The organism is Mycolicibacterium vinylchloridicum, assembly GCF_013404075.1.
In the GTDB taxonomy this organism is placed as follows: domain Bacteria; phylum Actinomycetota; class Actinomycetes; order Mycobacteriales; family Mycobacteriaceae; genus Mycobacterium; species Mycobacterium vinylchloridicum.
This window is the reverse complement of record NZ_JACBJQ010000085.1, coordinates 1-18,229: the sequence shown is the minus strand read 5'-3', so window position 1 is coordinate 18,229 and position 18,229 is coordinate 1. Positions and strand designations below refer to the sequence as shown.

18 protein-coding genes and 1 pseudogene are annotated in these 18,229 nt (G+C 64.9%); 13 read left to right on the top strand and 6 right to left on the bottom strand.

All coding sequences use genetic code 11. From position 1 onward, the window contains the following. The 8 genes and pseudogenes from HPC46_RS31975 to HPC46_RS31940 all read left to right on the top strand — a co-directional run. Positions 1-126: pseudogene (locus HPC46_RS31975) on the top strand (ABC transporter permease); the annotation flags it as partial. A gap of 9 nt (positions 127-135) precedes the next feature. Continuing rightward, positions 136-1,413, top strand: a complete 1,278-nt coding sequence (locus HPC46_RS31970) for an MCE family protein (RefSeq protein WP_179476065.1) — start codon at positions 136-138, stop codon at positions 1,411-1,413. Beyond that, positions 1,410-2,435: an MCE family protein gene (locus tag HPC46_RS31965; protein WP_179476064.1), complete on the top strand. Its 1,026-nt coding sequence runs from the start codon at positions 1,410-1,412 to the stop codon at positions 2,433-2,435. Before HPC46_RS31970 ends, HPC46_RS31965 begins: the two co-directional genes overlap by 4 nt. Beyond that, positions 2,435-3,517, top strand: a complete 1,083-nt coding sequence (locus HPC46_RS31960; RefSeq protein ID WP_179476063.1) for an MCE family protein — start codon at positions 2,435-2,437, stop codon at positions 3,515-3,517. Before HPC46_RS31965 ends, HPC46_RS31960 begins: the two co-directional genes overlap by 1 nt. Beyond that, positions 3,517-4,944: an MCE family protein gene (locus HPC46_RS31955; protein ID WP_179476062.1), complete on the top strand. Its 1,428-nt coding sequence runs from the start codon at positions 3,517-3,519 to the stop codon at positions 4,942-4,944. Before HPC46_RS31960 ends, HPC46_RS31955 begins: the two co-directional genes overlap by 1 nt. Then, entirely contained in the window at positions 4,941-6,293 is a 1,353-nt protein-coding gene (locus HPC46_RS31950; RefSeq protein WP_179476061.1) for an MCE family protein, read from the top strand. Before HPC46_RS31955 ends, HPC46_RS31950 begins: the two co-directional genes overlap by 4 nt. Next, positions 6,294-8,000 carry an MCE family protein gene (locus tag HPC46_RS31945; RefSeq protein WP_179476060.1) on the top strand — a complete coding sequence of 569 codons (1,707 nt, stop codon included), beginning with the start codon at positions 6,294-6,296 and terminating at the stop codon, positions 7,998-8,000. It begins immediately after the preceding gene. Positions 8,001-8,013: 13 nt separating this feature from the next. Next, the gene (locus tag HPC46_RS31940; protein ID WP_407665589.1) at positions 8,014-8,517 is read left to right on the top strand and encodes an Rv2253/PknI dimerization domain-containing protein; all 504 of its coding nucleotides are present in this window, start codon (positions 8,014-8,016) and stop codon (positions 8,515-8,517) included. 4 nt (positions 8,518-8,521) lie between these two features. Here the strand turns inward: HPC46_RS31940 and HPC46_RS31935 are convergent, their stop codons facing one another. From HPC46_RS31935 to HPC46_RS31925, 3 genes are all read right to left on the bottom strand, one after another. Further along, on the bottom strand, positions 8,522-8,965 hold the full coding sequence (locus HPC46_RS31935) for an Rv2576c family protein (protein WP_179476058.1): 444 nt from the start codon (positions 8,963-8,965) through the stop codon (positions 8,522-8,524). Positions 8,966-8,967: 2 nt separating this feature from the next. Continuing rightward, positions 8,968-9,414 carry a hypothetical protein gene (locus HPC46_RS31930; protein ID WP_233716980.1) on the bottom strand — a complete coding sequence of 149 codons (447 nt, stop codon included), beginning with the start codon at positions 9,412-9,414 and terminating at the stop codon, positions 8,968-8,970. A 132-nt stretch (positions 9,415-9,546) separates the two neighbouring features. Further along, the gene (locus HPC46_RS31925; RefSeq protein WP_179476057.1) at positions 9,547-10,293 is read right to left on the bottom strand and encodes an Rv1363c family protein; all 747 of its coding nucleotides are present in this window, start codon (positions 10,291-10,293) and stop codon (positions 9,547-9,549) included. Positions 10,294-10,465: 172 nt separating this feature from the next. Between HPC46_RS31925 and HPC46_RS31920 the strand changes: the two genes are divergently transcribed. Next, a complete protein-coding gene (locus HPC46_RS31920) occupies positions 10,466-10,864 on the top strand; it encodes a hypothetical protein (protein WP_179476056.1) in 399 nt (132 codons plus the stop codon). A gap of 24 nt (positions 10,865-10,888) precedes the next feature. On the opposite strand, the gene HPC46_RS31915 is transcribed toward HPC46_RS31920, so the two are convergent. Next, positions 10,889-12,166, bottom strand: a complete 1,278-nt coding sequence (locus HPC46_RS31915; RefSeq protein ID WP_179476055.1) for a cytochrome P450 — start codon at positions 12,164-12,166, stop codon at positions 10,889-10,891. A 139-nt stretch (positions 12,167-12,305) separates the two neighbouring features. Between HPC46_RS31915 and HPC46_RS31910 the strand changes: the two genes are divergently transcribed. Beyond that, positions 12,306-12,992: a TetR/AcrR family transcriptional regulator gene (locus HPC46_RS31910; RefSeq protein ID WP_179476054.1), complete on the top strand. Its 687-nt coding sequence runs from the start codon at positions 12,306-12,308 to the stop codon at positions 12,990-12,992. On the opposite strand, the gene HPC46_RS31905 is transcribed toward HPC46_RS31910, so the two are convergent. Further along, positions 12,908-13,309 carry an Rv2576c family protein gene (locus tag HPC46_RS31905; RefSeq protein WP_179476053.1) on the bottom strand — a complete coding sequence of 134 codons (402 nt, stop codon included), beginning with the start codon at positions 13,307-13,309 and terminating at the stop codon, positions 12,908-12,910. The two genes, HPC46_RS31910 and HPC46_RS31905, sit on opposite strands and share 85 nt — an antisense overlap. Before the next feature lie 160 nt (positions 13,310-13,469). On the opposite strand from HPC46_RS31905, the gene HPC46_RS31900 reads away from it, so the two are divergent. From HPC46_RS31900 to HPC46_RS31890, 3 genes are read left to right on the top strand one after another with little or no spacing between them, the layout of a single operon-like run. Then, a complete protein-coding gene (locus HPC46_RS31900) occupies positions 13,470-14,684 on the top strand; it encodes an acetyl-CoA C-acetyltransferase (protein WP_325096856.1) in 1,215 nt (404 codons plus the stop codon). Further along, positions 14,684-15,457 (top strand): enoyl-CoA hydratase/isomerase family protein, encoded by a 774-nt coding sequence (locus tag HPC46_RS31895; protein ID WP_179476052.1) that lies wholly within the window; start codon positions 14,684-14,686, stop codon positions 15,455-15,457. The genes HPC46_RS31900 and HPC46_RS31895 overlap by 1 nt, the downstream gene beginning before the upstream one ends. An 18-nt stretch (positions 15,458-15,475) precedes the next feature. Further along, positions 15,476-16,774, top strand: coding sequence for an acyl-CoA dehydrogenase family protein (locus HPC46_RS31890; protein ID WP_179476051.1), 1,299 nt, complete (start codon positions 15,476-15,478; stop codon positions 16,772-16,774). Here HPC46_RS31890 and HPC46_RS31885 read toward each other — a convergent pair. Then, complete coding sequence (locus tag HPC46_RS31885; RefSeq protein ID WP_179476050.1) at positions 16,771-18,054, bottom strand: HNH endonuclease signature motif containing protein; 1,284 nt, start codon at positions 18,052-18,054, stop codon at positions 16,771-16,773. The genes HPC46_RS31890 and HPC46_RS31885 overlap by 4 nt on opposite strands. Positions 18,055-18,229: the final 175 nt, after the last annotated feature.

The following is an 18,229-nucleotide window of genomic DNA, read 5'->3' as shown; positions in this document are numbered from 1 at the left end:
CCCTCTGGAGTCGGCGTCGCGGTCGGCAACGCGGTACGGACCTCCCTGATCGTGGTCGTCTCCGTCACCCTGCTGGTCTCACTGGCCATCTACGGATCCAACGGCAACTTCAACCTGTCCGGATAGGGAGAAGACGTGACGAGAAACTTTGGGCCGGGGCCGGCCGACCGGTCGGAAACCGAAACCGCCGCAGCGCCGGTGGCACCCCGAACTGGCGCAAGCTTCGGCGCTCGCGGCTGGGCACGCCCGGTTGCCGGGCTCGCGACTGTCGTCGTGGTGGCCGCAATCGTCGCCGTCTCCGTCGGCCTGTTCCGCGGCGACTTCACCAAAACCGTTCCGGTGACGGTGGTCTCCGACCGCGCCGGCCTGGTGATGAACCCCGACGCCCGGGTCAAGATGCGTGGCGTCCAGGTCGGCAAGGTCGAATCGATCGAAACCCGTCCCGACGGCGCCGCCGTGTTGCACCTGGCGATGGATCCCGGACAGCTGCGCAAGATTCCGTCCAATGTCGTCGCCGACATCGCCTCGACGACGGTCTTCGGCGCCAAGTACGTCAACTTCGAACCGCCCGCGGATCCGTCGTCGAAACCCATGTATTCCGGGCAGGTTCTACAAGGCCAGCACGTCACTGTCGAAATCAACACCGTTTTCCAGCAGCTGACCCAGATCCTCGACAAGATCGATCCGGCACAGCTCAACGAGACGCTGGGTGCCTTGTCGTCTGCATTCGCCGGGCGCGGTAAGCAATTCGGCCAGACCGTGGCCGACTTCGACAGCCTGCTGGCCAAACTCGAACCCAGCCTGCCGAACCTGGCCCGCGACATCGAGCTGACCGCACCGGTAGCCGCCGCCTACGCCGACGCCGCACCGGATCTGGTGAAGACCGTGCAGAGCACGAACAAGATCAGCCAGAGCATCGTCGACGAGCAGCAGAACCTGGACACGTTCCTGGTCAACATGATCGGGCTGGCCGACCAGGGTAATGACGTGCTGGGCACCAACCAGCCCGCCCTGAGCAAGGTGCTGAACCTGCTGGTACCCACCACCGACCTGTTCAACAAATATGCGCCTGCCATCAACTGCACGCTCCAGGGTATGAACTTCGTTCGCCTGCAGCCGCCGCTGCTGGATCCGGGTGTACTGGTCAACGTCGCCTTCACGATGGGTATCGAGCGCTACCGCTACCCGTCGAACCTGCCCAAGGTTGCGGCCAAGGGCGGTCCGCAGTGCATGGGTCTGCCCTACATCGGCTACGGCAACCGGTCGAAGTACCTGGTGACCGACACCGGCATCAACCCGTTCCAGTACGGCAACCAGGGCATCCTGCTGAACTCCGACGGGCTCAAGCAGCTGTTGTTCGGCCCGCTGGACGGACCGCCGCGCAACACCGCACAGATCGGACAGCCCGGATGATGCGCACCACAAGCACACTCGTCAAGTTCGGCGCCTTCGCCGTCGTGATGGTGGTCCTGACCGCCTTCCTGTTCTTGACGTTCAGCAACTACCGCAGCGGCTCGACCTCGGGGTACTCGGCGGTGTTCGGCGACGCATCCCGGTTGAAGGACGGTGACACCGTGCGTGTCGCGGGAGTCCGGGTCGGCACGGTCAGCAGTGTGGACCTGCAACCCGACAAGAGTGTCCTGGTCAAGTTCGATGCCGACCGTGACATCGTCCTGACCACGGGAACCCAAGCGGCAGTTCGGTATTTGAACCTGACCGGTGACCGGTACCTGGAACTCGTCGACGGACCCGGCTCGAGCCGGGTACTGCCGGCGGGTTCGCAGATCCCGAAGGACCGCACCCAGGGGGCACTGGACTTGGACCTCCTGCTCGGCGGCCTGCGGCCGGTGATCCAGGGGCTCAACCCGCAGGACGTCAACGCGCTCACCTCGTCGCTGATCAACATCCTCCAGGGTCAGGGCGACACCCTCGACTCGCTGCTGGGAAAGACCACGTCGTTCTCGAATGCATTGGCCGACAACAGCCAGACCGTCGAGCAGTTGATCGACAATCTCAAGGTCGTCGTCGACACGCTCGCCAAAGACGGCGACAAGTTCTCCGGGGCCATCGACAAGCTGGAGAAACTGATCAGCGGCTTGGCGCAGGACCGCGACCCGATCGGCACGGCGATCACCCAGCTGGACAACGGAACTGCCTCGCTGACAAGCCTTCTCAACGAAGCGCGGGCTCCCTTGAAGGGTGACATCGACCAACTCAACCGGCTCGCACCCCTACTCGACGACAACAAGATCGTGTTCGATCGGGGCCTGCAGCGAGGTCCCGACAACTACCGCAAGATGGCCCGCCTCGGCGCGTACGGCAGCTGGATCATGTACTACATCTGCGGCCTCTCCATCCGGGTCACCGACCTGCAGGGGCGGACCGGGGTCTTCCCGATGATCAAACAAGAATCCGGTAGGTGCGGAGAGCCCTAATGCTGAAATATCGCGATTCAAACCTGTTCCGCGCCGGCTTCATCGGCGCCGTCCTGATCCTGCTCGTGATCGCCGTGGGCCTACAGCCCGAGCGGCTGATTCAGCTGGCCACTGCTGTCCGCCACCAGGCGTTGTTCAGCGAGGCCGGCGGGATCACCGTCGGCAACGACGTCACGATCTCCGGGATCAAGGTGGGCTCGATCACCGACGTGCAACTCGACAACGGTGACGCACTGGTCACGTTCACCACCACGGGCAAGTATCCGCTGGGGTCGCAGACCTCGGCACATATTCGCACCGGCTCCCTGCTGGGCGAGCGTGTGCTGACCCTGGAGTCCGCGGGCAGCGGGACCCTGCGGTCATCCGATGTGATTCCGACGACTCGCACCTCGTCGCCCTACTCACTCACCGAGGCCGTCAGCGACCTCACCAGCAATACGGCGGGCACCGATACCGCCTCGCTCAACCAGTCGCTGGACACGCTCTCGGCCACCATCGATCAACTCGCCCCCAAGCTGGGACCGACCTTCGACGGGCTGAGCCGGTTGTCCCGATCGCTCAACAGCCGCAATGAGAATTTGGCCGGTCTGTTCAAGAGCGCGGCCGACGTCACCACGGTGTTGGGTCAGCGCAGTCAGCAGCTCAACACCCTGATCCTCAACGCGAACGAGTTGATCGGAGTGCTCAACGATCGGCGCGAGGCGATCGTGGACCTGCTGGCCAACACGTCGGCCGTATCGGTGCAGCTGTCCGGTCTGGTGTCCGACAACGAAAAGCAACTGGCTCCGACCTTGGCGCGGCTCAATTCAGTTGTCGCTGTGCTGGAGAAGAACAAGGACAACATCGCCAAGATGCTGCCGAACGTGAAGAAGTTCATCCTTTCCGAGGGTGAGACGCTGGCCAACGGCCCGTACTACAACGCGTACGTGCCGAACCTGCAGCCCGCGCAGCTGCTGCAGCCGTTCATGGATTACGCATTCGGCTTCCGCCGCGGCGTCAACGCCGGCCAGCCCGCGGACACCGCCGGGCCACGTGCCGAATTGCCGCTGCCCTACAACGGTATTCCGGGAGGTTCGCGCTGATGAGCCGACGTTGGGTCAAGCTGCTGACGGTGGCGTTGGCCGGAGTTCTCGTGGTCGGGGTTGCGGTGCTGGTGCGCAACGTGTTCTTCGGCCCGAAGACGGTCAACGCGATTTTCACCACGGCGACGGGTATCTATCCCGGTGACGATGTCCGGGTATCCGGCGTCAAGGTCGGCACCATCAAGGCGATCGAGCCACAGGGCACCCAGACCAAGCTGGTGCTCGACGTCGACCGTGATGTCCCGATCCCCAAGGACGCCAAGGCGATCATCGTGGCGCAGAACCTGGTCGCGGCCCGCTATGTGCAGCTGACACCCGCTTACCGCAACAATGTCGGGCCCAAGATGGACGACGATGCGGTGATCCCGTTGGACCGCACAGCAGTACCGGTGGAGTGGGATGAGGTCAAGGAGCAGCTGATGAAGCTGGCCACCGACCTCGGACCGCAGAGCGGTGTCTCGGGTACGTCGGTATCGCGCTTCATCGACAGCGCCGCCAACGCGCTCGACGGCAATGGTGACAAGCTGCGCCAGACGATCACCGAACTCGCCGGGGTATCTCGCGTTCTGGCCAGCGGGAGCGGCAACATCGTCGACATCATCACGAATCTCCAGACGTTCGTCACGACCCTGCGCGACAGCAATGAGCAGGTGGTGATGTTCCAGAACCGGTTGGCCACGCTGACCAGCGTGATCGACGGCAACAGATCGGACCTCGACGGCGCGCTGAAGAACCTGTCGGTGGCGATCGTCGACATCCAGCGGTTCGTCGCGGGTAGCCGCAACCAGACCTCGGAGCAGATCCAGCGCCTGACCAACGTCACCTCGAACCTCCTCGAGAACAAGATGGAGATCGAGAACGTCCTCCATATCGCGCCCAACGCATTGGCGAACGCCTACAACATCTACAGCCCGTCGGCCGGTAGCGCGGTGGGTCAGTTCGTGTTGAACAACTTCTCCAACCCGACCGAGTTCGTCTGCGGCGCAATCGGTGCGATCGAGAACACCACGGCCCCGGAGACGGCGAAGCTGTGCAGCCAGTATCTGGGTCCGGCGCTGCGCCTGCTGAACTTCAACTACCTGCCGCTGGGCATCGACCCTTACCTGATGCCGGCGGCCAGCCCGGAGATGCTCGTCTATTCCGAGCCGAACCTGGCTCCGGGGGCGGGCGGTCCTAACCCCGACGTGCCCCCGATCCCACCGTCCATCTCGGCGTACGAGGGTGTACTTCCCGGACCCGGGCCGTTCACCGGGCGTGCGCCGGGTGAGGCACCTCCCGGTGCTGCCCAACTGCTGCCCGGAGCAGGACCGATCATTCCGCCCAGCGTGATCTCGTCGTTGCCCAGCATGTTGAACCCGGCGGGGGCTGCGCCCGGTCCGGCACCCGGCGGACCCCCGATGGCCGCAGAGTCAGGAGGCACGCCATGATCGGCGGAAAGTCCTTGCGACGGGCGGTGATTGCCGGCTCATGTGTAGCGGTGACCACCAGCGCCTGCGCGTTCCAGGGCGTGAACTCGCTCCCACTGCCCGGTGCGGTGGGCCGTGGCTCCGACGCCAGCGTCTACCACGCCGAGATCGCGAATATTGCCACGCTGGAACCGAATTCACCCGTCATGATCAATGACGTCGTGGTCGGCAGCGTACGCAAGTTGACGGTCAAGAACTGGCACGCCGACGTGGAGTTCTCGGTGAAGCCCGATGTCGCGGTACCGGCCAATGCCGTTGCCAGCGTTGGGCAGACGAGTCTGCTGGGCTCTATGCACCTGTCGTTGAACACCCCGATCGGCCAGACGCCGAGTGGCAAGCTCACCCCGGGCGGGACCATCCCGCTGAACGCGTCGTCGACCTACCCGACAACCGAGCAGACGCTGGCCTCGCTGGCCGCGGTGGTCAACGGTGGCGGTCTCGGGCAGATCGGCGATGTCATCCACAACTTCAGTACGGCGGTCAGCGGCAACGAGGCCGCGTTCCGCGACCTGATCACCCGGTTGGACACCTTCGTCGGCACACTCGACGGCCAGCGCGACAACATCGTCTCGGTCATACAGTCGCTGAACCGGATGTCGTCGACGTTCGCCGGCCAGCGCGACGACCTCACCCGGGCCCTGGAGAAGATCCCGCCCGCGATCGACGTGTTGATCAAGGAAAGGCCCACGCTGACAACGGCGTTGGAGAAGCTCGGTACCTTCAGCAACACTGCCAACCGGCTGGTCAATGAGTCGCAGGCCGACCTGGTGGCCAACTTGAAGAACCTGGAACCCGCGATCAAGGCGTTCGCCGACGTCGGACCGGACTTGGACGCACTTCTCGAGTACGCGATCCACTTCCCGTTCACCCAGAGCTTCATGGACCGCGCGATCCGTGGCGACTACTACAATCTGTTCGCGGTCATCGACTTGACGATCCCGCGGTTGAAGCGGACCTTGTTCCTCGGCACCCGGTGGGGACAGGAAGGCGCCCAACTCATCCCGGCGCCCGGCGATCCGGTGTACTTGAACTACACCTACGACCCGCTCAAGACCGGGGTGGTTCCGCCACCGCCGGACGCCTTCGACGAGCAGCCGCCACAAGCGCCGCCACCGTCGACGATCGCCGAGATCGGTCCGATCCTGCCGTTCGTTCCTCCTGCGCCGATCGCGGCGCCCGGTACGCAGATCTATACCGAGGCTCAACTCGCCGCTACCGGGGTGAAGCCGATTTTCGCTGGACCGTATGGCGCACAACCGAATCCGCCGGCAAATACGCCGCCGGCTCCGCCGACCGGAGGGGGTGGCTAAATGCTGACGCGTTTCGTCCGGACTCAGCTGATCATCTTCACGATCGCCTCGATCGTCGGTGTCGGCGTCATGCTGTTCGCATACATACAGGTGCCCACGCTGCTGGGAGTGGGCCGTCTGACCGTGAAGCTGGACCTGCCGGCCACCGGCGGTCTCTACCAGTTCAGCAATGTCACCTATCGGGGCCTGCAGGTCGGCAAGGTCACGTCGATCGAGTTGACCGACACCGGCGCCAGGGCGACGCTGTCGTTGGACAAGTCGCCCAAGATTCCTGCTGACCTGAAGGCCGAGGTGCGCAGCATGTCGGCAGTCGGTGAGCAGTACGTCGAACTGTTGCCGCGCAACGACAAAGCGCCTTACCTGGAGAACGGCTCGGTCATTTCGGTCGGCAATACGTCGATCCCGCAGTCGGTGGGACCGATGCTCGACCAGGTGAGCAAGCTGATGGACACCATCCCGAAAGAGAAGCTGAGTCAGCTGCTGGGGGAATCCTACGAGGCCTTCAACGGGACCGGCTACGACTTCGGTTCACTGATCGATTCGGGCTCTACGATCACCCGGGATGCGAACGGGATATCTGACAAGACCAATGCCCTCGTCGACGACGCGCGCCCCTTCATCGCGGCCCAGGCGGAGACCACCGATTCAATTCGGACGTGGGCCAAGAGCCTGGCCGGCATCACCGAACAGGTCGCGAACAACGATCCGCAATTCCGGTCGATCCTGCGCGACGGGCCGGGGTTCGCCCAGGAGACGTCACAGCTGCTCGCGCAGTTGAAGCCAACGTTGCCACTGCTTTTGGCGAATATGACCACCTTCGGTCAGATCTTTCTGACGTACAACAAGTCGATCGAGCAACTGCTGGTGCTCGTTCCGCCGTTCGTCGCCCAGATCCAGACGTATGCGCCGACCAACAACCCCACCGGTCTCCCGAACGGTGACTTCTCATTGGGCCTCGGCGATCCCGCCGCGTGTACGGTCGGCTTCCTCCCGCCGTCGTCGTGGCGCAATCCCGCCGATACGTCGGTTGTCGACACCCCGGACGGGCTCTACTGCAAGCTGCCGCAAGATTCCCCGGTCGCCGTCCGCGGCGCGCGCAACTATCCGTGCATGGAGCATCCGGGTAAGCGCGCCCCCACCGTCGAATTGTGCAACGACCCCAATGGTTTCCAGCCGCTCGCACAACGTCAGCACGTCCTCGGCCCCTACCCGATCGACCCGAATCTGGTCGCTCAGGGCGTTCCGATCGACAGCCGAGCGCTGCCGGATTCCAACATCTTTGGGCCTTTGGACGGTACCCCGCTGCCACCCGGAGTGACGGCGCCGCCACCGGGTGCTCCGCCGGTGGATCCGCCGCCGCCGAACTTCGCCGGCACCGGTCCCGGTCCGTTGCTGCCCGGCCAACCCATCTATCAGACGCCACCGGTGACGCCGCCGGGTCCGGAAGGCAATATCGGCCCGGCTCCGATCAACCTGCCGGGCCCGGGCAACATGCTGGCACCCGATCTGGTGCCGCCGCCCTCCGATGGTGCAGTGCCGCAGGCGGCCCCGAGTGCGTTCAACGGCGGCGGCCGGCAGGCGCCGGCGCTGCAGGTCGCCAAGTACGACCCGCGCACGGGTCAGTACATGGGCGGCGACGGGACGCTGTACCGGCAGACCAATCTGGCCAAGCCGGCCACAACCTGGCAGGACATGCTGCAGAGCTGAAAGGGGTATGTCCATGCGCGTAGTCCAAGCACTGACCGCCATCGGAGCGGCCGTCACACTGGCCGGGCTCAACTGCGCCGCACCCGCTGCGGCTGACGAGCAGTGGGGAATCAACGGCACGTTCGCGACGTCCTCCAATGGTGAGTGGGCCAAAGTGAACTCGCGGTACGAGGACCAACCGTCCGAACGCAATACCTGGACCATCTCGACCACCTGCATCTCGCCCACCGAATGCACCGGGACGGTGACCAGCGATGCTGGGTGGACAGCGCCGATCTATACGACGAACAGCTTGTGGTACGTCAAGCGCACGATTCCCAACTGGCGCTTCTGCGCTGATGGTGCGGCGATCGAGGGCTTCCAGGAGTACAAGATCTATCCGGTCGGCGCCGACGGGCACTACGACACTGCCTCCAACGAATACACCGGACAGAACCGCGTCATCGGCCCGAGCGGATCGTGCGGCCGCAATCAGTGGCCCGTGATAGAGATGCCGTTCTACATGAAGAAGCTGTAGCGCCTTACCAATTGCGCAGCGAGCACAGCGCGCCCTTGGGGCCGCTGTTCCGCTTGACGACCTGACCGTTGATTTCCATCGTGCAGTTGAATCCGGCTGTTGCCTTGGGCAGCGCACCGGTCGCCTGGACGATAACCATGCCCCACTGCATGGGATCGGTGAGGGTGGCCTCGAGAACCCAAGGCTTCCCCGGACCGACAGTGGCTTCGACATTCGGGCTGAAGACGTACGGGTCGTGACTGTAGTCGGAGAACGTGGGCGGATCCGTGTCCCGGTAATAGATCTCGGCGTTGACCGGCTTGTCGGCGGTGACGGTGTAGCGCACGTTGAATGCGGGCGGGGGCGGCGGATCAGCCGGTGGGGGATCGTCGGCCAGCGCCGGTGACGCGAGACCTGTTGCGGTGCACAGCATCGCGAGGGTGGCGCAGATCGTCAATAAGGAGCGCATCGTCACATCCTGACCAGGCTGAACGGGTAGGTGAAGGCGCCACCGGGGGCACCGTCGCATCCCGCGTCGAATGTCGAGACCATCGATCCACTGAGTGTGTTGGCGTCCCAGGTATAGACGTCGTGGGTGGGAATTGTTGGGCCGTAATAGATATCACCGCAGCGCAGGCCGAACGGATCATCGATGGTCATGCTGTACTGTCCGTTGACCAGGTGGGCGTCGACGTCGGTCTGCACAGCCTTCGCGATCGGTCGCGGCAGGGTGAGGACGTGAATGCAGTCGGGGATGCTGTCGTTCGTGTTCGGTACCTTACAGGGGGTGATCGCCGACCACACCCAGGTGTGAAAGTCCCTGCGGTCGGGCATGATCAGCTCGTAATTGCCCAGATACATCTCGGCGGCGGCGGGCGGGGCGAACATCACCGCGGATGCCACCAGGGCCGTGGTCATGACGAGCGATTTCAAACCGGCTTCCTCTACCTTGGGGCCAAGCGCCATACGCTGCGAGATTGGCATTCTCGTGATCGGAGAATACTATCTCTGGGCTTTCCGGAGAAAGGGTTTCGCCGGTTCTGTCCGCCGTCAGACGAACTCAACGTCCGACACCTTCAGCTGATCGCCCTCGCGCACCAGGCTGACCACCACGCGCCATACCCGCGGTTGTTGATCTTCCTTCGGCGCATCCGGCCCGGTCCGCTGCGACGTCGCGGCGACCAGCACTGTTGCCGAGTCCTTGTCCATCGACTCGACCGCGGTGTTATTGACGGTGACTTTGGTGATGACCTTGGCGTCGGTAAGCGCCTTGATCAGATCGCCCGAGCCGTCTTCGAAATTCGCCTTGAACTTGCCCGTCGAATCATCGATGACCCGTTGAACGGTTTCCTTGGCGTGCGTGTAGTCCAGCGACATCAGGTTGACCACGCCCTGGCGGGCGGCCGCCGCGAACTCGGCCGAGCGATGCTGATGCGCTTGGGCGTTGCGGTGTTGCCACCACATGTTGCCAGCCAATCCCAGCACGGCGACGACGACGAGCAGAGCGACGATGCCGGCCGCCACGAGCGGCCAGTGCACCCCTCGGCGACGTTCGGGCGTGAGAACTCCGGCGGGCTCCGCCTGTTCGGTTTCCTCGACTGCCTCGCCGGGCGCGTCCCCGGTGACGTCGTCACCCGGTGTCTCATCGCGCGAGGCTTCCAGCTTGCGGCGCAATTCGTCTGCGCGGGCGCGGGCGGCCTCGGCGCGTTCCTCGGCCGCCGCGGCGGCGGCTTCGGCGGCTTCGGCGGAAACGGCGTCGTCGGCGTCGGGTGCCTCGGATTCACTTGTGCCCGGCATGGGACCTCCTCGTCCATCACGGTCGCATGGCGAAGAGCGACGCTAGCACTGCCGGCCAGCATTCCACAGTGGCAGTTCCACCCTGTTCGGAGGTTGTCGTGGGTATTCGTCCCAGTTTCTTCTCTGAGCCGGAGAATTCGCTTACCGAGTGTGCGAAAGTATTCGGGTGCGAATGACCGTGCCAGTTCTTGCTGCGGCTCTGATGGCTGGATTGTTGATGCCGGCTTCAGCCTCCGCGGACCCCGCGACGCCGATCAATGCCAATGAGTGCAATGACGCGTTCTGCACCCCCGGTATCACCCCCGGCGTCGAGCTCGGTGCCCCGTGCGAGAACACGACGTACTACGTGTTCGGTGTCGACACCCGGAACAACTGGGGCCGGCTGATCTTCTGCGGTTCGCCACGGCGTTATGCGCCGCGGTACTTCCGGTCGCCGCCGATGGTGGGCATCAAGAACCTCAACGACAACTGCATCGGCTACGAGAATTCCGTCGCCCAGGCGCCCGACGGCATGTTCCTGTCGTGCATCGCGACCGGCGGGGCGACCCGCTGGGTGCAGGGCGACGCCTGACCGACAGGCGCCGCCCGACGTCGGTCAGCTCGGCCCGGTGAACCGGACGTGGATATCGGCGAGCCCACGCAGGATGTAGGTCGGCTCGTAGTTGTATCGGCGGTCGTCGGCCGGTCCGTGGAAGTCCTCGTCGATCGTGATTTCGCCCATCCGGTCCAGCATGCGCTCCAGGGACACTCGGCCCTCGACGCGCGCCAGCGGGGCGCCGGGGCAGGAGTGCGCGCCCCGGCCGAACGCGATGTGCTCGCGCACGTTGGGCCGCCGAACCTGGAACTCGTGTGGATCGGCGAAGCGGCGCGGGTCGCGGTTGGCCGCGCCCGGCAGAACCATGACGACCGTGCCCGCCTTGATATCCATGTCGCCGACCTTCGACGTCCGGCGGGCCAGCCGCGAGTCGCTCTTGACCGGGCTTTCCAGCCTCAGTGACTCCTCGACGAACGTCGGGATCAGGCTGCGGTCCTCGCGCAGCGCCTGCTGAAGATTTGGCTGTTCGACGAGCGCCTTGATGGCGGCGGACAACAGCTTGGCGGTGGTCTCCTGGCCGGCGGCGAACAGGAACGTCGCGGTGCGGACCACGTCGATGATCTCCGGGGTCGACCCGTCCGGGTACTTGGCGGCCGCCAGCTCGGTCAGCACGTCGTCGCGGGGGTCGCGACGGCGGTCCTCGAGGTAGCTGCTGAACTTCTCGTCGAGGAACTCCAGCGGGTTGGTGCCGACTGACTGGCCTTCCAGCGAGCCGACCTGCGCTTCCGGCCGATCGGCGCCGAGCACCGTGCGAAATTCCTTGTGATCTTCTTCGGGGACGCCGAGCAGATCCGCAATCACCAACAGCGAGAACGGTTTTGCGTACTCCGCAAGGAACTCGGTGTGACCGAGCGAGATGAACTCGTCGAGCTGGCGATCCGCCAGCCGCCACATGAAGTCCTCGTTCTCCTTGAGCCGCTTGGGCGTGAGGAGACGGCTGAGCAGCGAGCGAGCCTTGGTGTGATCCGGCGGATCCATGGTCACCATGTGCTCGTTCATCGGGAAGTAGGACCGGTGCGCATCGATCTGCGCGTTCAGGTCGTCGCCCTCAGGGGTGAACGGCAGCGGCGGGAACGGCCCGCCGAGGGCCACGATGTTCGAGAAGTCCTCGGGATTCTTGTAGACCTCGAGGGCCTCTTCGTACCCGGTGACGGCGACGAAACCGTGCGGTTCCAGCCGCACGGTCGGGCTCTGCTCCCGCAGGTAGTCGTAGTACGGATACGGATTCGGTACCAGCGACTGATCGGTGAGGAAGTCAACGGTGGCGAAGTCGGTCATGAGCGTGTTCTTCCTCCAAAGCGGGCTGATTGCTGTGCACCTGCTTAGCATGGCGTAAACTGCGTGGTCAAGGCTGGATCTCATCGGCCCACGTACTATCGGCGTGTTCTATTGCGGAGTCGACGAGAACGAGGTGGACATGGCATCGCCGCGGCGGATCGGTGCGCCCGACGCGAAGAATCGCATGGTGCTGCTCGATGCCGCCGAACAGCTGATGATCGAGGACGGCTACGCCGCGGTGACCTCGCGTCGGGTCGCCGAGAAGGCGGGCCTCAAACCGCAGCTGGTCCACTACTACTTCCGCACGATGGACGACTTGTTCCTGGAGGTTTTCCGCCGCTACGCCGACCAGGGCATGGCAGCTCACCAGCTTGCATTGGCGTCGCCGCAACCGTTGTGGGCACTGTGGCGATTCGGGATCAACCCGGAGGCCAGCCGGCTGACGATGGAGATGGCGGCGCTGGCCAACCACCGCAAAGCGTTGCGCGCCGAGATGTCCCGGTACGCCGAACGCTTCCGCGAGCAGCAGCGCGAGGTGTTCGTGACCGCCTTGGAGCGGCACGGGGTGCTGCCCGCCGAGGTGCCGCCCGTGGTCTGGTCGATTCTGCTCACCGGTCTGTCGACGGTAGTGATGCTCGGCGAGGCCCTCGGTGTCACGTCTGGGCACGCCGAAACCCTGGAACTGGTCGAGAAGTACCTGACAGTGATGGAAGGTCCGCCGCTACCTGCGGACGACTCAACTCACCAGTGGCGCAGTGAGCAGAGCGCGCCCTTGGGCCCGGAGTTCTCCACGACGACGACGCCGTCGACCGCGAGTACGCAGTGAAAGTTCGGCGTGGTTCTCGATAGCCCGCTGCTGGCCGTCACCATCGCCCATTCGTCGGGGTTGGCGAGCTGCACGTTGAGCACCCACTTCTGGGTCGGGCCGACGTCGGCCTCGATCTTGGGGCTGAACACGTACGGGTCGTGGCTGTAGTCCGACCAGTTCGCCGGCTCGGTGTCCCGGTAGTAGATGTCGGCGGCCCGGAACGGCTGCTCGGCGAACACGCTATAGGTGACCTGGTGTAGCACAGGCTCTTCGGCACTCGCCGGCGCGGTAGACGCCGCCACGGACACTGCGGCCAGCGCAATCGCAGACCCCATCTGGACGAACCTCATGGCTCAGTTTTGCATGCGTTGGTCTTTGTGGGCGCCGTTTCTTGTGCGCGCGACACATCTATGCGACAGTCGGCCGGAGAATTCGATTCTCATGAGCCGGAAAGCAGCGTTCCAATGAAGGGGGCTGGACATCAGAGACGCGCTCATCCTCGACGCGGTGCGCACACCTCGCGGGCGGGGCCGTGCGGGCGGTGCCCTGCACGGTGTGCACCCGCAGGAACTGTTGGCGCAGTGTCTGACCGCGGCCGCCGACCGGGTGGGTTTTGACCCTGCCGCTGTCGATGACGTCATCGCGGGTAACGGGATCCTCGCCGGCGAGCACGGTGATGACATCGCCAGGCTGTCGGCGTTGCTGGCCGGCTGGCCGGACAGCGTCCCGGGCATGACGCTGAACCGGTTCTGCGGATCGGGTCAGCAGGCCGTCACCGTGGCCGCTGCCGGGATCGCGAGTGGGCAGCAGGAGTTGGTGGTGGCCGGCGGCGTGGAGTCGATGTCGCGCTGGAACGTCGCCGTTGGCGCGCCGACGATCGACGGTGCCAATCCTGCCTTTCGGCAGCTCTATCCGACGGTGCCACAGGGTATTTCGGCAGATCTCATTGCCTCGATCGAGGGTTTCAGCCGCTCAGATGTCGACGCGTTCGCGGTGTCGAGCCAGGAGCGCGCGGCCGCGGCGATCGCGTCCGGCTATTTCGATCGCTCGATCATCGCGGTGCGAAACGGGGCTGGCGAGATCGTCGCAGATCGCGATGAACACCCGCGGACGGGAACGACTTTGGAGAAATTGGCCGGCTTGCCGCCGGCCTTTGAACGCATGGGTGCGGCGCGCGTCGACGGCGAGAACTTGAGCTTCGACGAGATCTGCCGCAGGCGTTACCCCGACGTCGAACACATCCAGCACGTACATCACGCCGGCAATTCCTCGGGCGTGGTCGACGGCGCCGCGGTGGTGGTCCTCGCCTCCGGCGACTGGGCCAAGGCTCACGGGGCAGTGCCCCGCGCACGGGTGCGCGCAGCCGCCGCGATCGGCAGCGAGCCGATCATCATGCTGACTGCGCCCGGCCCGGCCGCGCAGCGTTGCCTGGCCAAGGCAAACATGGCTGTCGGAGATATCGACCTCTGGGAGATCAACGAGGCCTTCGCGGCGGTGCCGCTCAAGACGATTCGCGACCTCGACCTGGATCCGGCACGGGTCAACGTCAACGGGGGTGCGATCGCACTGGGACATCCGATCGGGGCGACCGGCGCCATGCTGATCGGCACCGTCCTCGACGAACTGGAGCGCCGCGACCTCACCACCGGACTTGTCACCATGTGTACCGGCGGCGGGATGGGCACTGCGACGATCATCGAGCGAGTCTGATGGCCGAGATGCTCGAGATCGAGACACCGGCCGCAGGCGTGCTGTTGATCCGGTTCAATCGCCCGGACAAGCTCAACGCGATCAACGAGGTGATGCGCGACGAGATCGCGAGCACGCTGGCGTCGGTGGCGACCGACGCCGGTGTGCACGCGGTGGTGCTCACCGGTGCCGGGCGCGGATTCTGCGCAGGGATCGACATCCGCAACTTCGGCCCGGGAATGCTCGAGGCCAGTGCCCCGGCGATAGAGCGGTTGCGCTTCCAGGAGGCGATGGCAGGCTTGGTGCGGGCGCTCGCCGGCCTGCCGCAGCCGGTCGTCGCGGCGATCAACGGACCTTGCGTGGGTGCGGGCCTGGCACTCGCCCTGGCCGCTGATATCCGGATCGCGTCCACCGCAGCAACATTCGGGAATGCCGCGATTCTGCTCGGGTTGTCCGGTGCGGAGATGGGCATGAGCTATCACCTGCCCCGGATCGTCGGGGCCGGAGTTGCCGCCGACTGGATGCTGACCGGGCGCACCGTCGCCGCCGACGAGGCCGACCGGCGTGGCCTGGTGAGTCAGCTGGTCGAACCCGAACAACTTCTCGGACGCGCAGTCGAGGTCGCAAGCGGGCTGGCTGAGTTGGCGCCGCTGGGTGTGCAGCTGACAAAGCGGGCCCTGCAGGTCAACATCGGTGCCGCGGGCCTCGGCCCGGCCCTGGAACTGGAGAACCGCAATCAGGTCCTCAGCCATGCGACCGATGACGCTGCCGCCCGTCGATCCACCTGGTCTTGAGCGCGAAGGGACGAACACATGTCGTGGGATTTCTCCACCGATCCGGAATGGGCGGATCAACTCAAGTGGGTCGAGGACTTCGTGCGCTCGGAGTGCGAGCCCATCGACCTGATCGTCTCCGAATCCCATGACCTCAACGATCCGGTACGCCAGGCGCTGATTCCGCCGTTGCAGGAGATCGTCAAAGTGCGTGGGCTGTGGGCCACCCACCTGGGGCCGCACCTCGGTGGACCCGGGTATGGCCAGGTGAAGCTGGCACTACTCAACGAGATCCTGGGACGCTCGGAGTGCGCGCCGATCGTGTTCGGTTCGCAGGCACCGGATTCGGGCAACAGCGAAATCCTGGCTCACTACGGCACGCCGGAGCTCAAGGCGCGCTACCTCGAACCGCTCCTGGACAACCGGATCATCTCCTGCTTCTCGATGACCGAGCCGCAGGGTGGCGCCGACCCCAAGGTGTTCACCACGACTGCTGTTCCCGACGGCGATGACCACTGGATCATCAACGGGGAGAAGTGGTTCTCCTCGTTCGCGTCGATGGCGTCATTCCTGATCGTGATGGCGGTGACGGATCCCGACGCCCCGCCCTACAACCGGCATTCGATGTTCGTGGTCCCCGGCGAGACGCCCGGCATCAACGTCCTGCGCGACGTCGGGCTCGGGTACCAGCCACCGGGCGGCGGACGCGAAGGCTATGTTCGCTACGAAAACGTCCGCGTGCCAGCCGATCACATGCTCGGTCCGCGTGGTGGCGCGTTCGTGGTGGCACAAACCCGCCTGGGTGGCGGCCGCATCCACCACGCCATGCGCACTGTCGGATTGGTGCGGCGGATCTACGACATGATGTGTGAGCGTGCCGTCTCCCGCTACACCCAGGGTGAATCGTTGAGCCGCAAGCAGTTGGTGCAGGAGATGATAGCCGACTCGTGGATGGAGATCGAGGCGTTCCGCCTGCTGACCCTGCAGACCGCGTGGAAGATCGACCAGCACAACGACTACAAGGCTGTGCGGGCTGATATCTCGGCGGTGAAGGCCATGATGCAGAAGGTGCTGCACGATGTGTCGGCCCGCGCTCTGCAGATTCACGGGTCGCTGGGCGTCACCCACGAAATGCCGTTCGTACAGCACTTGGTCGAGTCCTTCGTGCTCGGTCTGGCAGACGGGCCCACCGAGGTTCACAAGGTCACCCTGGCCCGCCTACTCCTCGGCGATCGCGAGCCCGCACCGGATCTGTTTCCCTCCGAACACCTTTTGCGGTTGCGGCAGGCCGCCGAGGAGAAGTTCGCCGACAAGCTCGCCGGCATTCCTCGCGGCTAATCCTTTTCGTCGTCTTTGGGGAGTAGGCGTTCTGGGTGGTGGTAGGTGTTGGTGCCGCCGCGCAGCGGCACGTCGGGTGGTGGGCTCCAGTGGGTTTGGCCGTTGGGGAGTTGGTGGGTGGTCCAGCCGTGGTTTTCGACGAGGAGGTTGTTGCATTTGCAGGCCAGGGTGAGGTGGTCGATGTCGGTGGTGCCGCCGTGTTTCCAGTCTTTGGTGGCGTGGTGGACCTGGCTGTTATAGCCGTTGACGGTGCAGCCGGGTGCGGTGCAGCCCCGGTATTTGGCCAGCAGCATGATCCGCTGATCGGCCGACGCCAAGCGTTTGGACCGGCCCAGCCAGAGTGATTGGCCGGTGATGCCGTCGAACACCGCCAGATAGTGGTTCGTGGGAGCGTTCATCTGGATCAGGTCCGTGATCGGGATCAACGTTCCGCCGGCGGTGACGGCCTGGCCGGCACCGGCCTGGAGGTCTTGCAGGGTGGTGGTGACGATCATGGTGACCGGTAAGCCGTTGTGCTGGCCGAGTTTCGGATCACCGAGCCGCTCGTGCACCAATTGCGCGAGGGCGTCGTGTTGGCGTTGGGCGTGGTTGCGCAGATCGTCGGGCTGCGGGGCGGCTAGTTTGGCCAGCAGTGCGTCCAGTTCGGCGCGCAGTGCCGGATCAGCCACCAACTTCCCCACACTCATCCCGTCGGGGCGCTGCCCGCCACACCATAGGAAGCCACGTTTGCGGGCCCGGTCTTCCTCGGAATACCGGCCGTCGGGGTTGAGGTGGGTGGCCAGTCGGTCGGCGACCTTTTCCAGCTGATCGGGCCGCATGTTCTGGGCGTGCTCGGCCAGGGTGCGTTCGGCCTTCTCCACCTCGACCGGCCCGACATGATCGGGCAGCTCCCGGAAGAACCTCTGGATGACCCGCACATGCTCACCATCCAAGTGGCCGGCATTCCAGGCCTTCCCCGTCTCGGGCAGCAACGGCGCCAGCGGCTCACCGGTCAACGTGGCCCGTGGCGAGAGTTGTTCGGCATCCCGGATGCGGCGCTTGGCGGCCGTGCGGCTGATCCGCAACACATCAGCCAGCACGAACGAAATCGGCGGGCAGCCCTCATAACGCTCCAGGTGGGTGATCTGCTCATGGGAGACCGCGACCTGGCGGCGCACCGCGCTTTCCAGCCGCTCGAGGGCGGCGAAGCGTTCCGGGGCGGGCAGCTCCTCGATATCGGCGGCACTCAGGAGTTCGACCGCGGCGTCGAGCGCATCCAGCGCCTCAACGATCGAACCCATGTGTGAATCATACGATTCAATACCGACAAAAAATGTCCCGCGAAAGCGCGCGTTGACTCATCGGAAATGCGCGCGAAGGGCCGCGAAATTCGTCTTCGTTGCCTCACTGAAAATGCGCGCGTGCGGCGTGCCTGACTGATCAGACAGCTACGCGGTCGGTAGGCCCTGACGATGG

Bases quoted from the DNA above. Each gene is read 5' to 3' on its own strand.
- HPC46_RS31950 (WP_179476061.1), top strand. From the start codon at position 4,941: ATGATCGGCGGAAAGTCCTTGCGACGGGCGGTGATTGCCGGCTCATGT.
- HPC46_RS31960 (WP_179476063.1), top strand. From the start codon at position 2,435: ATGCTGAAATATCGCGATTCAAACCTGTTCCGCGCCGGCTTCATCGGC.
- HPC46_RS31910 (WP_179476054.1), top strand. From the start codon at position 12,306: ATGGCATCGCCGCGGCGGATCGGTGCGCCCGACGCGAAGAATCGCATG.
- HPC46_RS31965 (WP_179476064.1), top strand. From the start codon at position 1,410: ATGATGCGCACCACAAGCACACTCGTCAAGTTCGGCGCCTTCGCCGTC.
- HPC46_RS31915 (WP_179476055.1), bottom strand. From the start codon at position 12,166: ATGACCGACTTCGCCACCGTTGACTTCCTCACCGATCAGTCGCTGGTA.
- HPC46_RS31925 (WP_179476057.1), bottom strand. From the start codon at position 10,293: ATGCCGGGCACAAGTGAATCCGAGGCACCCGACGCCGACGACGCCGTT.
- HPC46_RS31895 (WP_179476052.1), top strand. From the start codon at position 14,684: ATGGCCGAGATGCTCGAGATCGAGACACCGGCCGCAGGCGTGCTGTTG.
- HPC46_RS31905 (WP_179476053.1), bottom strand. From the start codon at position 13,309: ATGGGGTCTGCGATTGCGCTGGCCGCAGTGTCCGTGGCGGCGTCTACC.
- HPC46_RS31955 (WP_179476062.1), top strand. From the start codon at position 3,517: ATGAGCCGACGTTGGGTCAAGCTGCTGACGGTGGCGTTGGCCGGAGTT.
- HPC46_RS31885 (WP_179476050.1), bottom strand. From the start codon at position 18,054: ATGGGTTCGATCGTTGAGGCGCTGGATGCGCTCGACGCCGCGGTCGAA.
- HPC46_RS31920 (WP_179476056.1), top strand. From the start codon at position 10,466: ATGACCGTGCCAGTTCTTGCTGCGGCTCTGATGGCTGGATTGTTGATG.
- HPC46_RS31945 (WP_179476060.1), top strand. From the start codon at position 6,294: ATGCTGACGCGTTTCGTCCGGACTCAGCTGATCATCTTCACGATCGCC.
- HPC46_RS31935 (WP_179476058.1), bottom strand. From the start codon at position 8,965: ATGCGCTCCTTATTGACGATCTGCGCCACCCTCGCGATGCTGTGCACC.
- HPC46_RS31930 (WP_233716980.1), bottom strand. From the start codon at position 9,414: ATGACCACGGCCCTGGTGGCATCCGCGGTGATGTTCGCCCCGCCCGCC.
- HPC46_RS31890 (WP_179476051.1), top strand. From the start codon at position 15,476: ATGTCGTGGGATTTCTCCACCGATCCGGAATGGGCGGATCAACTCAAG.
- HPC46_RS31940 (WP_407665589.1), top strand. From the start codon at position 8,014: ATGCGCGTAGTCCAAGCACTGACCGCCATCGGAGCGGCCGTCACACTG.